This is a genomic window from Dyadobacter frigoris, from assembly GCF_005280585.1.
GTDB lineage: Bacteria > Bacteroidota > Bacteroidia > Cytophagales > Spirosomataceae > Dyadobacter > Dyadobacter frigoris.
This window is the reverse complement of record NZ_SZVO01000011.1, coordinates 298,886-313,856: the sequence shown is the minus strand read 5'-3', so window position 1 is coordinate 313,856 and position 14,971 is coordinate 298,886. Positions and strand designations below refer to the sequence as shown.

The window sequence follows — 14,971 nt, the reverse complement described above, 5'->3', positions numbered from 1 at the left end:
TAATTATAATGTTGGTGCTACTGCATCAGCATTGCCAGCGGTTGCGAATGGCCTTTGGTATGACGCTGCCGCAGGAGGAACTGGCTTGGCAGCTGCTCCAATACCTTCAACTGTAACAGCAGGAACAAAATCTTATTTTGTCAGCCAGACATTAAATGGCTGTGAAGGACCCCGTGCCGAAATAAAAGTAATTGTAACTTGTGCGACACCAGCACCAACGGTTGTGAGTCCAGTTAATTATAATGTTGGAGCTACTGCAACGGCATTACCGGCGGTACTGAATGGTCTTTGGTATGATGTTGCCACTGGCGGTACCGGTTTAGCTACTGTGCCAACACCATCAACCGTAACTGTTGGAACAAAATCTTATTTTGTAAGTCAGACATTGAACGGATGTGAGGGACCTCGTGCGGAAATAAAAGTAACAGTAAATGCATGTACAACAGAAGCTCCGACAGTTACTAACGTTACCTATTGTCTATCTGAAGCTCCAATTGCATTAGCAGCTACAGGTACAGCATTGAAATGGTACTCAGTTGCAGCGGGTGGTACAGCGTTGGCTTCTGCTCCGATTCCCTCCACTTCAACCGCAGGAACAACATCATATTATGTAAGTCAAACATTAAATGGTTGTGAAGGAGAGCGTGCAAAAATTGATGTGATTGTAAATCCTCAAACAATAGCTCCAACAGTTACTAATGTCACTTATTGTTTATCCGAAACGCCAGTATCTTTAACGGCGACAGGAACGGCATTAAAATGGTATTCCGTCGTAACTGGCGGAACAGCATTGGCTTCTGCTCCAATTCCTTCCACTGCAACCGCCGGAATAACTTCTTATTATGTTAGTCAAACGGTAAATGGCTGTGAAGGAACACGTGCAAAAATTGATGTAATTGTAAATCCGCAAACTATTGCACCTACTGTTACAGCAACTGTTAAGTATTGTTTCAATGGAACAACAACCGCTTTAACCGCAGCAGGAACTGCATTAAAATGGTATACAGTAGCCGCTGGCGGAACAGCTTCGTCCGTAGCGCCAACACCATCTGCTGCAACTGCTGGAACAACTTCATATTATGTAAGCCAGACGTTAAATGGCTGCGAAGGTCTAAGAGCTAAAATTGATGTGATTGTAAGTCCACAAACTCCGGCTCCTACAATTGCAGCCAGTGCTTTGGAATACTGCCAATCCGTAAAAGCACCAGCCTTATCAGCCACACCACTTTCTGGTGCTACTTTAAACTGGTATGGAACAAATGCGACAGGCGGTACTCCATCAGCATCTGCCCCGACGCCTTCAACGGATACAGAAGGAACCGTTACCTATTATGTAGGACAAACAGATGCTAATGGCTGTGCAAGTGCAAGAGCTGCCATTGCAGTTAAAACGAATGTAACACCAAAACCAACTTTAGGAACTTCCTCAGTAGCCTATTGCCAAAATGCACCGGCAACACCACTTGTGGCTACCGGTACCAATCTTAAATGGTATTTGACATTGGATGCCACTGATTTCCGTACAACGGCATTAATTCCATTTACTGAGAAAGTTTCTGATTATTCATTTTATGTCACTCAAACAGGAACCAACACCTGTGAAAGTGCAAAGGCGGAAATAAAAGTGCATATCAAACCACTTCCGTCAGCTACTATTTCAGGAAATTCTTCTATCCCACTTGGCGGAACTGCTAATGTTATAATCAATTTTACAGGTGATGCGCCCTGGTCTTATATTTTATCAAATGGAGTGTCGGCAACGACCAGCAGTGCAAATCTTTCTGTTCCGGTAAGTCCAATCGTTACCACTACATATGTGGTTACGGAAGTTTCCAATTCTTGTGGAAAAGGGATTCCAAACGGAAGTGCGCTTGTGACGGTGCAAATACCAACTTTGACCATCGGTGTACCTTCTGTGTCAGAATCTTGTGCGGGTAAAACTTTTACGGTTCAATTCCAGCAATCGGGCTCTTTCCCGGATGGAAGTACCATGAAGGCTCAAATTTCGACAGTGAATGAAACAAGTAAATTTATATCAATCCCGTCGGTGATTAATGGAAATGTAATAACTGCGACAATACCGGATACGACTGTAAAAGGCATATATTACATCCGTATTGCCAACATTGGAAAAGACGGTTCGTTGATCGCAGCAGGCAATGTAAGTTCAGGACAAATTACTGTGAATCCTTTACCAGTAGCGACGATATCGGGTGCAACTACGATTTACATGGGCGCAACGGCCAACCTGAAAGTAGATTTGACAGGAGATGCACCGTGGACTTTTAGTTTAAACAATGGTCTGACAGATTCTCTTGTATCAACAAGTGTTAATCCGATAATAGTCAAGGTCATTCCGAAAAGGACAACTACCTATACCATTTCTGCGGTTTCAAATCAGTGTGGATCAGGAAGAGGGGCGGGTAGTGCCAGGATTCAGGTAGATCCTGTTTTGGGAACAGAGCCACCGGTTGTATCGGGCGACTGGCTGAAAATTTATCCAACCCTGGTCGATTCAAAGTGTACTGTTGAAATTACATCAGCGGTTTCAGCGAAAGAAGCAGATTTTGAAATCCTGGATTTGAATGGGCGCTCTTTGTTCAAAAAATCGATACAGCAAAAAATAACGGAGGTTGATTTTTCTCAAAGACCGGCAGGTTTATATCTGCTAAAAGTACAAAATGGTAAATATACCTCAGTGCAGAGAATTCTCAAACCTTAGGGGACCAATATTTTTTTAATAAAGCGGGGAGTATATAACTTCCCGCTTTTGTTTTGATACCAATAATAAAAATTAGAGAATGACTTCCGATTTTCTGGATAATTATTTCATGGCAGAGGCCCTAAGAATGGCGCAGGTCGCTTATGAAGAAGGCGAAATACCTGTTGGCGCAATTGTTGTAATTGGAGAGAGAGTAATCGGAAAGGGTTACAATCAGACTGAAAGGCTTAAAGATGTGACGGCACATGCCGAAATGCTTGCGATTACAGCTGCTTCTGAATATCTGGGAGGAAAGTATCTTCAGGATTGTACTTTGTATGTAACGCTCGAACCTTGCGTAATGTGTGCAGGTGCATTGTACTGGACACAAATGAAACGTGTTGTATTTGGTGCAACAGACGAAAAAAAGGGTTTTTCAAGACTGGGGAAAAACGTTTTACATCCTAAAACACAATTGAAAACAGGTATTCTGGCGGATGAATGCCAGACGTTGCTACTCAAATTTTTTAAAGATTTAAGAACATAAAGCATTTTTCTGCTGTTAACCAACTAAGAAAACATATTCAATAACCAATAAACCTATTTCAAGAATGGCATTTACACTCGATCCCTTACCATACGCAAACAATGCGTTAGAACCGCATTTTGACGCGCTTACAATGGAGATTCATCATGATCGTCACCACCAGGCATATGTTACTAATTTGAACGCAGCTGTAACAGGTACTGAACTGGAAGGCAAAACAATAGAAGAGTTAATTGCAAATATCAGCAAAGCACCGGCACCGGTTCGTAACAACGGAGGTGGACATTGGAACCATACATTTTTCTGGAAGTCTCTTTCTGCATCAGGTGGCGGAGAACCAACTGGCGAACTGGGAAAAGCAATTACAGCTAAATTCGGTTCTTTCTCTGCGTTCAAAGATGAGTTCAAAAAAGCTTCGATCGGACGTTTTGGTTCAGGATGGGCATGGCTTATTGTTAAAGCTGATGGTGAAATTGCAATCGTTTCTTCGCCAAATCAGGATAACCCGTTAATGGATATTGCTGAAACAAAAGGTACGCCTGTTATCGGTTTGGACGTGTGGGAACACGCATATTACCTGAAATATCAAAATAAACGTCCTGATTATATCGACGCATACTGGAATGTAGTGGATTGGAAAGCCGCTGATGCTCTTTATGTTGCAGCAAAATAGTCTGATTAAAATAAAAAAGGTTTGCAGTTTTCGAAAAAAAATATCCAATTTGTTTTGGAAGCTGTAAACCTTTTCATAATTTTGTGTCCTCAAACGGAGGTTGTAGCTCAGTCGGTTAGAGCGCTAGATTGTGGTTCTAGAGGTCGCGGGTTCGAGACCCGTCTCCCTCCCATTTAGAAGTTTTTAAGTCATCAAAATTCCTGTAAATCAATGATTTACAGGAATTTTTGCTTTTGGGGATCCCAAAATATGCAAAAAGTCCCATCATTTCCAGCGTCATTCGTGGAGTTCCACAAAAAACGAAAAAAAGACGCTGGTGAGTATTAACTTATTGATTTACAGTATGTTCATTTGTTGGACATCTTAATTTGAAAGCGCGGCGGCTCGATATTTATTCACTAAAACGCTAGCGTCATGTTGAAAAAAAGCTTCGGTTTGTTTTTTTATTTAAAACACGCCAAAAATCAGAAGGATGGTTTACGTTGCACACGATGATTCGGTTGGTTGAAAAAACATGAATTTGAATAATTCTTGCTTTTCGGAAGGCAGTGATCACGGAAAACTCATCACTACTTCTGTATAGATTTTTTTCACTTGTATGCACTTTATTGTTTGCCTTTTAACATTTTTTGCGAATTCTGATCCGGATATTCCTGTCCCTGTGGATTGGGCTGTTACTGATTTTTAACAGGTTTGAATATTCAATATATTACACAGGGTGATAGAATTCCTGGATGATATCCGAAATTTTATCACCTTACTTATTTATAAAAAGCCAAATTCATGATAACTATATTTTTCCTAGCCTACTACATTAATTAGATTTCCCTCATTGAACGAGTTAAGATTATCAGCAACCATCTGAAGAAGTCTCTTTCTTGATTCGAAAGAAGCCCAGGCTATATGCGGGGTAATGACGCAATTAGGCGCGGATAATAATGGATTGGTTGAAACGGGAGGTTCGGAAGAAAGTACGTCCAAACCGGCGCCGGATATCGTTTTATCTGCCAAAGCCTGTGCCAGATCGTCTTCGTTTATAAGTGGCCCGCGACCGGTATTTAGTAAATAGGAAGTTGGTTTCATCATCGATAAACTATCTCTGTTAATGATATTTTTTGTTTCATCCGTTAGCGGACAATGCAGGCTTATTACATCACTTTTTTTGAAAAGTTCTTCCAAAGAAACCATTTGAATATTAGGATTATCAGTCTGTCCGGGATTTTTACGATAAGCAATGACTTTCATCCCGAAAGCAAGTGCTATTCCTGCAACCTGAGTGCCAATGTCACCCAATCCAATTAATCCCATCGTTTTCCCTGCCAGCTCTACCAATGGGGTTTTCCAGTAAGCAAAATCGGCAGATGCGGACCATTCGCCCTGAAACACACTGTGACTGTGTGTCTCAATCCGGTTTACCAAAGCCAGCAGCAAAGCAAAAGTATGCTGAGCAACGGAAGCAGGACCATAGGCTTTCACATTGGTAACTGTAATTCCATGTTTTTTGGCAGAGATTGTATCGATGTTATTATAACCTGTTGCGCAAACGCCAATATATTTCAATTTTGGCAGCTGACTCAGCAATAAGTCATTGAGTACTACTTTATTTACCAAAACGGCATCTGCATCTTTGGCTCTTTCAACAATTTCTTCCGCTGTTGAACGGTCGTAAATAGTTGTATTTCCCAGATTTGAAATCGGTGCCCAGTCAAGATCCCCGGGATTTAAAGTATAACCGTCTAAAATGACAATATTCATAGGTATTTGTTTTAAAGAATAAATTTCGGCCGGAAGTATTTTATTTACATACTTCAATATTCTGAAACGATATAGTTAGATAACTCATGGTTTACTATTTCTTATACCCGGAATATGATGTATCAGACCAATTGTGTTTAAATATTTTTAAAAGCTTTTTACAATTCTATAATTAAAAAGTCACTTTAAAAAATGTTTATTCGGACTCTTTCATACATCTGTAAACTTATAAATTAAATGAAAAATCCCTCTCCGTATGATCAGTACAGAGAGGGATTTTTCTATCAGGTTATTGTAATAAGTTCTCTAATTTTTAGGCTCTCCTCCAACTTTTCCAGCACCTGCTCCTTGCTGTTGCATTGGGTTTTGGGCACGGCGTGTTTGAGATTGTTTAAAGATCTGGAAACGTGTTGGTTTTGCTACTCTTGGGTAAGAGTTATTTTCTGTGTCAATATCAGCAATCTGATAGTAAGGATCCAAAGTCCATTGAACTACCTTTTTGGAAGTAGAAAGAACCTTTGAAATTTGCTGATCATTGAAACGCCAGATTTCAGCCGGGAAAGTTACCAGCGAATCTGTACCATCTTCAAAGCCCATTTTTACGATAACCGGCATTGGCAAACCGCCTTTATTTTTGATCGAAAGCGTATAGAAATTGGTATTTTTCTGAACAAGTTCTTTTTCACCCGGCGACAAAGTGGCCAGATATTGTTCGTATTTCTGCTTATCCGAATCTGTTACTTTGTATGGATCATAAGAATTGTAAAAATCAGCCATCGTAGAATCTTGTGCAACTACCGTTTTTGATTTGTCGGCAGCATCACGGATTTTACTGATTGTTTTTGCTTTTGCAGCAGCGTCCTTACGCGCAATTTCCTTTTCAATTTCAGGATTTTGTGTATCGATGCTAAACCAGTTTACGCTTATCAAATCCTGATCAACGGGTTCTACACCATAAAACCAGCCTTTCCAGAACCAGTCAAGATCCACACCGGAAGCATCTTCCATTGTACGGAAAAAGTCGGATGGTGTCGGGCTTTTGAATCTCCAGCGTGTTGCATATTCTTTAAACGCATGGTCAAATTGCTCTCTGCCCATTACCGTTTCACGCAGGATGTTCAATGCCGTTGCAGGTTTTGCATAAGCATTTGGTCCAAGTCCAATTACGTTTTCAGCAGATGACATGATCGGAGATAAAACAGATTTGTCCGAAGCCATATAATCTGTAATAAACATAGGCTCTCCGCGACGTGAAGGGTAATTGAAATCCCATTCTTTTTCAGCAAGATATTGGCAGAAAGTATTCAAACCTTCATCCATCCAAGCCCATTGACGCTCATCCGTATTCACGATCATCGGGAAAAAGTTGTGACCAACTTCATGGATGATCACGCCGATCATACCGTATTTCGTTTGCTCACTATATGTTCCGTCTTCTTCCGGGCGACCGCCGTTAAAGCTGATCATCGGATATTCCATACCGCCACCAACGGTTGAATGACAAGAAATTGCCACAGGATAAGGATATTCAAAAGTGCGATTTCCGTAAGATTTCAATGTGTGAGCTACTGCGCGGGTTGAATATTGTTCCCACAGCGGATTTCCTTCTTTTGGATAAAATGACATACACCAGATTTTCTTTCCGTTTTTGTATACATCACTCTGCATCGCATCCCAGATAAATTTCCGGCTGCTTGAAAAAGCAAAATCACGAACATTATCAGCCTTATAAATCCAGGTTTTCTTACCGACCGTTTTGTTTTCACGTTTCTCTGCTTTTTCAGCTTCGGCTTGCGTTACGATAATAACCGGCGTTTTAGAAGTTTCAGCCTGTTTCAAACGTTGTTTTTGCGAAGCGGTCAAAACTGTTGCATAATTCTGGCATTCACCCGAAGCCGCTACGATATGGTCAGCTGGTGTTGTAATGGCAACTTTGTAATTACCAAAGATCAATGCAAACTCACCTTGCCCAAGGAATTGTTTGTGGTTCCATCCATTTACATCGTCATAAGGTGCCAGACGAGGGAACCAGTGTGCGATGAAATAATTGGAATTTCCATCCTTAGGAAAAAACTCATATCCGCTGCGGCCATAATATTCAGTAATATTATAGGCCCATTCAACACCAAAAACGATACTTGTACCCGGTTTCAATGGTGTTGGCAAATCAATACGCATCATGGTATTGTTGATCGTGAAAGGAAGCGCGTTTCCCGCCTTATCTTTCACTTTCTGAATTTCATAACCATATTCAACTTTTGGATCAAGAGAAGAACCGCGGCCATTGTTAAGATTTTGAAGCTGGCCTGTGCTCATTCCTTTTTCGTTGATACCACCTGTTCGGCTGGTCGCTCCGATTCCGTCTTTTTTGAATAAATTCTGCTCCAATTGTAACCAGATATATTTTAGTTCATCCGGAGAATTGTTAAAAAAAGTAATAGATTCCGAACCAATGATGCGGCGTTTTTCGTCATCAAGTTCAACTTTAATATCATAATCTGCCCGCATTTGCCAGTACTCTTTTCCGGGTGCACCGGAAGCAGTACGATACGTATTTGGCGTTGGCAATACAGTTCCCAATTGTTCAAAACGATCATTCGCTTTATAATTGGGGGAAGTCGGAAACTGCTGGGCGTTCACGGCCAGAGAAAGCAGCAGCAAAAAAGGTAAAAACAGTTGTTTCATAGGTAATTGGAGTGTTATTCAATAATTGTGCGATTAATTTACGGATAATCCCATGATTTCTCTAAAAAGCCCATTGTTAATGATGAGTGAGATAGCCATTCCGGCAATGATCCCGGAAAGAATATCATTCCATTTTAACCTGGACAAACGGAATAATTCAATCATTACAAAAGTGATGGACAGCACAGCCGTTACAATGATTAGCTGCCCTATTTCCAGCCCAATGTTAAAACCAAGTAATGGATTCAGGATGTCAGCTTCTTTGCCAAGAAGTGCCCGCAGATAATTGGAAAAGCCAAGGCCATGAATCAGGCCAAAAGTTAAAGCAAGCGGATAACGTGCGCTGTATGTTTGTTGTTTTGCATAGGAAGTTTTAGGGGTTTTATGAAAAAAATTAAGAATAGCTGTAAGGAGAATAGTAACCGGAATCAATAATTCGATCACGTCAGGACGGATCGAGATCATGCCCATGGTTGCTAATGCCAGTGTGATAGAATGCCCTATGGTGAAAGCGGTAATAAGAATTATTACTTTTTTCCAGTCAACAAGTGTGTAAATAGTACAAAGCGCAACGATAAAAAGAATGTGGTCATAGCCATTGGAATCTGTTATATGATCAAAACCCAATTGGAAGTAAGCTTGAAATTCGGACATGAAACGTAATTAATAAAGTGGGTTACTGAGGAGGTTAAAGAAATATTATCTAACAATTTGTAATTATTGTCAAAACAAAGTTCCGAAGATATTTCATTAAAGGAAGGAAAACAAAGGTTGGTTGGAAATGTAGTGTTATTTTATAAATCATCCCGGTAAATAGCAAAAAAACCGGCAGCAAACGCCTCCGGTTTTTTTGCTATCCTTAAAGGTCATTAAGGCTGTTAATATTTTGGTTATACGTAAATAATGAAAAGCGTTCTAAGTTAACATGGTGAATCGCTCATATGTTGTTGTTACAGTGACCTGTTTTACTCCTGAGCTTGTATAAATCCGGCGGTTTGCTACCACGACAAGTTTACCGTCGTTGAGTACTGTAACAGTTTTTGGAGAAGATTGTGAAAAAAGGGGTTCCTCTGAATCATTTGTTTCCACATGCAGATTTTTCCTGTCGTTTGAAAATTCAAATGCTCGGTGAACTACTTTCATATCGTATGCAAAGCTATAATCAGGATTAAAAAGAATCATTTCAATTCCATCCCATACTTTGCCTGATCCCAATCTTACAAATTGTTCGGGCCAGGCCTGTACAAATAAAAATGAGGGTTCAGGATTCACGTTTGACGAACCAGAGATAAGTATTTCTAAATAAGGACTTGTTATCGTTCCGGTAGTCAATTCATCTATTTCAGTCAACAAATCTGAGGAGTATGATCCATCCAGATTAACATCCAAAGGCTCACTGCTCACTGAACTTACAATTTTGTATTTTCCATGAAACTGTTGATGAATGGCTTCAAAATTGTCATCTTGAAAAGGGGATGGATCTTTTGATTTGCAACTAAGCATCTGGCATAAGATCAAAAAACTGATAAATAGATGTTTCATAGTCATCGTTCTGTGTTAGTACAAAATTTAGCACTTGAAGTATCGGGAATATAATTTATCAAACATTATATTGGGTTATCAAATTGTTAACTTATGAAAAATTGGCTTGACTACCCGCTTCGACCTGATATGACTTATGAAAGGTAGTAATGTTAGGTCGAATTGAAAGATGGGCATTTCTGCATTGCTTACGGAGAGCAACCAAACAAAAAAAACCGGAAGCAAACGCCTCCGGTCTTTTTAAATTCTGACACCAATTATATAAGATTATTATTACAAAATTTTATTTGTAAATAGTATTTTGTGGATCCCAGTTGGTCCATGTTTTAGTCCAGTCTGTTGTTCCGAAAGCTCCTCTGAATACTTCTTTTGTAAAGAAAGCATCAGAACCTTTTCCATCCCAGATAGCACCAGCCAATAATGGAGATGTAGCTTGTGGAAGGAAGCCAGGAGCTGTTAGCGTGAAGTTTGCAGAGTTCAACAAAAGTGAAGCAAGATCTTTCGTTTCATTTTTACGAGCAGCTGCGCCGAAATAAGCGATTGCCTGATCATTTGTAATATCAGCAGCACCACGAACCGGCGTTGTAACGTTAGACAAAACAATTCCTTTCAAATCAAGAGTTCCGGCTGTTGCGTTTGCATACGTTCCAGTTGCAGAGCCATCAAGACGAAGTCCTTCCGGGTAACCAACTAATAAAGAGTTGAAAATGCTGATAGAAGTATTTCTGCGTAAGTGCATTCCTGATTGAAATCCACCGCTTCCTTTAACAGTTGCATTTGAAGGAGTTCCTGCTGTAACGAAGTTACTTACGTTAGCAAAAATCGGTGCAGTTAACGGAAGGCCATTGTTTGGTGCAGTTGCAGGTTCACCTGTTCCGGCGAAGTTATCAGACTCAAACCCGTTTGAACCAGACTGATCAGCATACTCAGGATCACGAAGAGAAACTGCATATTGTACTTTACCAGTGAAACCCCAGTCAGTATCCCAATCGTCATCCCAACCACGGTAAGCTACAAGATATTTTGCATTTACAGTACCACCAAACCACTCATAAGAATCATCTCCTGAGTAAGAAACCTGTACGTGATCGATCGTTGTTCCTGATCCAACAGCGTAAAGTGTCAAACCATTGATTTCACTGTTTGCAGTTGAGCTAAGTGCGATACCAGCGAATTCAATACGAACATATTGTAATGTACCAGAGTTGTCATTAGCGATGTTATCAGAACCAATTGTTCCTGTGATGCCACCTTCAAAAACTGTACTTGCTGGACGGTTGTGAGGAGCCTTACCAATCAAAACAACACCACCCCAGTCACCGTAAGTACGTTTGCCCGGTTCGTTAGAAGAAGTAAATACGATTGGAGCGTCAGCCGTTCCGACAGCCATCAATTTTGCGCCTGGCAAGATAATCAAAGTACCGCCTTTTCCTGATGCTGTTGGATCTGCATCTTTTCCGGCACCTTTAATGATCGTACCCGCTTCAATAGTAAGAACTACGCCTGATTTTACGTTAACAAAACCTTTAAGCGTGTAGATATTACCTTTTGTCCAGGTAGTACTTGCTGTGATATCACTTTTAATTTCAACCGCACCGCGCTCAGAAATTGTGAAAGACGCTGTACTTTTCGTAGTAGCACCTGCTGATGTTACTGTAATAACACCCGTAGTTGCACCCGTAGGAACTGTTACAGTAAGTGTTGTTGCAGTTGCAGCAGTCACTGTTGCAGGCGTAGTGTTAAACAATACAGTATTATTTGCCGGAGTTGTGTCAAATTTTGTTCCTGTGATAATAACAGAAGTACCAACGGTACCAGATGTTGGAGCAAATGAAGCTACGCTTAGAGCGGGTGTTGGCGTTACAACCGGTTCATCATCGTTTTTACAAGAGGACACTGCTGTAAAAAGACCAAGCAGGACGAGTAAAAAGTACATTTTGTTTTTCAAAATACTCATAGGGATTGTTGTTGGTTTTAAAACGATTATTGTTTGGTTATTTGATTGGTGAATGCTTATGGGATGATTGTTCTTTTTCCAAATGTGTAAGCAGCTGTCAAAGTGAAATAACTTCCTCTTTTAAACTTGCGTACATCCTGATCTGCGCTTGCTGTTTTTGATGTTACATCACTTCCGATTTTACCATCATGATTGAAATCCTGAGAGAAGCGTACATTTTGATTCAACAGATCCTGGATACCTAGTCGGATTTCAAGATTGTTCCTGAATTTTTTGCTGATGTTTAAATCAACTACGTTACGGGGCATTTCATAAACCGTCGGGTTGTTCATGTTACCCACGGCGAAAATGCGTTGTCCAAAAACATTGTAAAGGATATTCCACTGCCAGCCTGAATTTGGTTCTGCGTAATAAAGACCAGCGTTAACCAAATAAGGAGATTGATTTTGCATTGGACGTTTTTTGTCGGTAATGCCAGTCAGATCGTAATCCTGAGTCGCTCCGCTCAAATCCGGACCTTTCACACTTGCACCAAGGTCAACACTGCTTTTGATAAGAGAAGCATTGGCAACCACGGTTAAATTTTGGAAAAAGCGGCTTGACGATTGTTCGAATCCTTTACGGATTTCCAATTCAACACCGTACGTTTTTGCAGCACTGGCGTTAATGAAAGTATAAGCCAATCCATTTCCCGTTGGAAGAAGAAATGTTTCGATCGGATCTTTAAAGTGTTTGTAAAAAGCAGTAACCGATATCAGTTCATTTGCTGTCGGGTATAACTCCCATTTCGCATCGATGTTTTGAATCTTCGCTGTTTTAAGGGCGGTATTTCCGCGGATATCAGCTAACAAATTGAAATCGAAATAAGAGAAAGGAGCAAGCTCACGGAATTCAGCTCTGTTCAGCGTGGATGAATAAGCGAAACGAAGATTTTGCTTTTCCGACAGTTTATACGTGAAGTTCAAAGAAGGAAGCGGGATGAATACAATATTATTCACAAGCTCTTTTTTCTCGTTTACAACCGTTGAGTGCAATTGCTGATTATTATATTCTCCACGGAAACCAAGTGTCAAAATTGCTTTTGATCCAAAATTCAAGTCTCCGCTTACGTAAGCTGCGTAATAATTGTTGATACCGTTATAAGAATCCAGATCCTTTGTTCCGTCCTTAACAGTCAAGCCACCATCAAGTCCTGTAACATTTTGTGGAGTGAAAATTGAACCGATATTTCCCTGCAAAATGCTTGAAGCATTTCCTACATTGGTATATCCATAAAAATGCGCTGAATAATCACGGTCTTTACGTTCTCCATAAATACCGAATCTGATTTTATTTGGCTCGCGGTCTGTTGGATTTCCAAAGGCATGTTCTCCGTTTACCGCAAGCGTCAATACGCGCTCGTTAAGTTTTGAGAAGAAACGGCCAAGATTGATCGGGTTAGGATCTATTGGCGCGATAGCCTGGAACGGTGCAAGCTGTCCGTCAGCGCTGGTAGCACCCGTTGTGCGTTGGTAACCGATACGTTTCCAGTCTGGCTCCCAGCGACCTGTGTAACCAAATCCTGTGATCCAGTTTAGTTTTGTTAAATCACCAAATTTGTGATCACCGGAAACTTGCGTGGTTACGATACTGCGGTTTTCAAAACGCTCTGAATAGTTGCGCACATCATAGCCATCTACAACTTTCTGTCCGTCACGAACAACTGTTTCTGTATTTCCTAACTGATTGAATAACGTTTTCCATTCCAGGTTGAAAACAGGAGAGAAGCGGAAAGTCCAGTTGTGAAGAACGCCGATACGTGCCTGACGTGAATAATTTGAATCCGTATATTTTTCAAAAACATCGTTTGCAACCAAACCATTCTGGTACAAATTCAAACCAATCTTTGAATTTTGGTTTGTCAAAGAATAGTTGATGTTTGTGATATTACTAACATTTACATTGCCGATGTCAAAACGTCTGCCTAAGTTCAGCGCGAAGCGCATATCAGGATTAACAGTTTTGCTTTGAAGTCCCCATGAATTCTTGAATAAATTGCCAAAAGCGGCTCTGTCTTCTGAACCAAGAGCATTAAAATCTGCCGAACGTTTAGGAAATGCGCTGGATAAAGTCTGATCTTTTCCCCATAATCCAAGAAAATTCAAACCGCTGCGGTCATGGGTTTGTACGTTTTGAAAAGTTGTATTTCCACGGTATCCAATCGTTGCAGCTGCTTCGGTGAAATTGGCATCCGGACGACGCTTAGTGTAAATTTTAATAACACCACCGGCAAAATCTCCCGGAGATTCCGCTGATCCGGATTTGTATACGATCATCCGGTCAATGATATTACTTGGAACAAGGTCGAATGAAAATGCGCGGGTATCAACTTCGGATGAAGGTGTGATCACGTCATTGATCAAAACTGCATTATAACGTGAACCTAAACCACGGATCATTACGAAGCGGTTATCAACGATACTTACACCCGGAACCCGACGGATTGCAGCTGCTGCGTCACGGTCCTGAGATTTCTGGATTTGCTGTGCCGAGATACCTACCGCGATAGGTTTCATTTGTTTGATTTCGCTGATCACGGCAACTTCGGTATTGGTCGCTCTCGATCCGCGAACGACAACTTCTTGTAATGCAGTGCCTTCTTCGTCCAATTCTGTGTCAATTACAGTAGTATTCCCTGACTCAACACGTACGTTTGGGATTTCTTTTGTTTTGTAGGATACAAAAGAAATGATGACTTTGTGTGTACCAACGGGTACATTAGCAAGTGTGAAATTTCCTTCTACATCGGCAGCGGCACCAATTTGGGTGCCCTCGATCATGATGGTGGCGCCGATCAGCGCGTCTTTGGTTTTTGCATCTTTAATTACACCGCGGATAGTACCCGGGCCGGCGAAAGCTAAAGAAACTGAAAGGAGTAATAAACTGAGAGTAGTGAGTAAATTGGTTTTCATATCAAGGTGTCAAATTTTCGACAGCAAAAGTAGAACCTCAATATTATCCCAGTGTTAACTCAATATTATGGCTTGGTTATTAAAATAAGATTAAAATATCTGTAAATCAATTATTTACATGGTTTGTAGCTATTATTCGACGTGATGTATTGATGAAAGG

General features: G+C 40.6%; 9 protein-coding genes and 1 tRNA gene. 4 read left to right on the top strand and 6 right to left on the bottom strand.

Going from position 1 to position 14,971, the window contains the following annotated elements; genetic code table 11:
• The 4 genes from FDK13_RS23275 to FDK13_RS23260 form a co-directional block, all read left to right on the top strand.
• A partial coding sequence (locus FDK13_RS23275; protein ID WP_137342403.1) for an Ig-like domain-containing protein occupies window positions 1-2,722 on the top strand: 2,722 nt, incomplete at its 5' end.
• A 79-nt stretch (window positions 2,723-2,801) separates the two neighbouring features.
• Window positions 2,802-3,248 (top strand): nucleoside deaminase, encoded by a 447-nt coding sequence (locus FDK13_RS23270; RefSeq protein ID WP_137342402.1) that lies wholly within the window; start codon window positions 2,802-2,804, stop codon window positions 3,246-3,248.
• Window positions 3,249-3,312: 64 nt separating this feature from the next.
• Window positions 3,313-3,921 carry a superoxide dismutase gene (locus tag FDK13_RS23265; protein ID WP_137342401.1) on the top strand — a complete coding sequence of 203 codons (609 nt, stop codon included), beginning with the start codon at window positions 3,313-3,315 and terminating at the stop codon, window positions 3,919-3,921.
• A 95-nt stretch (window positions 3,922-4,016) separates the two neighbouring features.
• Window positions 4,017-4,092 (top strand) — tRNA-His (locus FDK13_RS23260).
• A gap of 630 nt (window positions 4,093-4,722) precedes the next feature.
• Here FDK13_RS23260 and FDK13_RS23255 read toward each other — a convergent pair.
• From FDK13_RS23255 to FDK13_RS23230, 6 genes are all read right to left on the bottom strand, one after another.
• Window positions 4,723-5,676 (bottom strand): D-2-hydroxyacid dehydrogenase, encoded by a 954-nt coding sequence (locus FDK13_RS23255; RefSeq protein WP_137342400.1) that lies wholly within the window; start codon window positions 5,674-5,676, stop codon window positions 4,723-4,725.
• A gap of 306 nt (window positions 5,677-5,982) precedes the next feature.
• The gene (locus tag FDK13_RS23250; protein ID WP_137342399.1) at window positions 5,983-8,361 is read right to left on the bottom strand and encodes a M1 family metallopeptidase; all 2,379 of its coding nucleotides are present in this window, start codon (window positions 8,359-8,361) and stop codon (window positions 5,983-5,985) included.
• A gap of 33 nt (window positions 8,362-8,394) precedes the next feature.
• Window positions 8,395-9,015 carry a HupE/UreJ family protein gene (locus FDK13_RS23245; RefSeq protein ID WP_137342398.1) on the bottom strand — a complete coding sequence of 207 codons (621 nt, stop codon included), beginning with the start codon at window positions 9,013-9,015 and terminating at the stop codon, window positions 8,395-8,397.
• Between the two features lie 261 nt (window positions 9,016-9,276).
• Complete coding sequence (locus FDK13_RS23240; RefSeq protein ID WP_137342397.1) at window positions 9,277-9,903, bottom strand: hypothetical protein; 627 nt, start codon at window positions 9,901-9,903, stop codon at window positions 9,277-9,279.
• A gap of 283 nt (window positions 9,904-10,186) precedes the next feature.
• Window positions 10,187-11,860, bottom strand: coding sequence for a beta-helix domain-containing protein (locus tag FDK13_RS23235; protein WP_137342396.1), 1,674 nt, complete (start codon window positions 11,858-11,860; stop codon window positions 10,187-10,189).
• A 56-nt stretch (window positions 11,861-11,916) separates the two neighbouring features.
• Entirely contained in the window at window positions 11,917-14,811 is a 2,895-nt protein-coding gene (locus tag FDK13_RS23230) for a TonB-dependent receptor (protein WP_137342395.1), read from the bottom strand.
• Window positions 14,812-14,971 lie beyond the last annotated feature (160 nt).

Coding starts and splice junctions, on each gene's coding strand:
- FDK13_RS23255 (WP_137342400.1), bottom strand. CDS start 5,676: ATGAATATTGTCATTTTAGACGGTTATACTTTAAATCCCGGGGATCTT.
- FDK13_RS23270 (WP_137342402.1), top strand. CDS start 2,802: ATGACTTCCGATTTTCTGGATAATTATTTCATGGCAGAGGCCCTAAGA.
- FDK13_RS23240 (WP_137342397.1), bottom strand. CDS start 9,903: ATGAAACATCTATTTATCAGTTTTTTGATCTTATGCCAGATGCTTAGT.
- FDK13_RS23250 (WP_137342399.1), bottom strand. CDS start 8,361: ATGAAACAACTGTTTTTACCTTTTTTGCTGCTGCTTTCTCTGGCCGTG.
- FDK13_RS23235 (WP_137342396.1), bottom strand. CDS start 11,860: ATGAGTATTTTGAAAAACAAAATGTACTTTTTACTCGTCCTGCTTGGT.
- FDK13_RS23265 (WP_137342401.1), top strand. CDS start 3,313: ATGGCATTTACACTCGATCCCTTACCATACGCAAACAATGCGTTAGAA.
- FDK13_RS23245 (WP_137342398.1), bottom strand. CDS start 9,015: ATGTCCGAATTTCAAGCTTACTTCCAATTGGGTTTTGATCATATAACA.
- FDK13_RS23230 (WP_137342395.1), bottom strand. CDS start 14,811: ATGAAAACCAATTTACTCACTACTCTCAGTTTATTACTCCTTTCAGTT.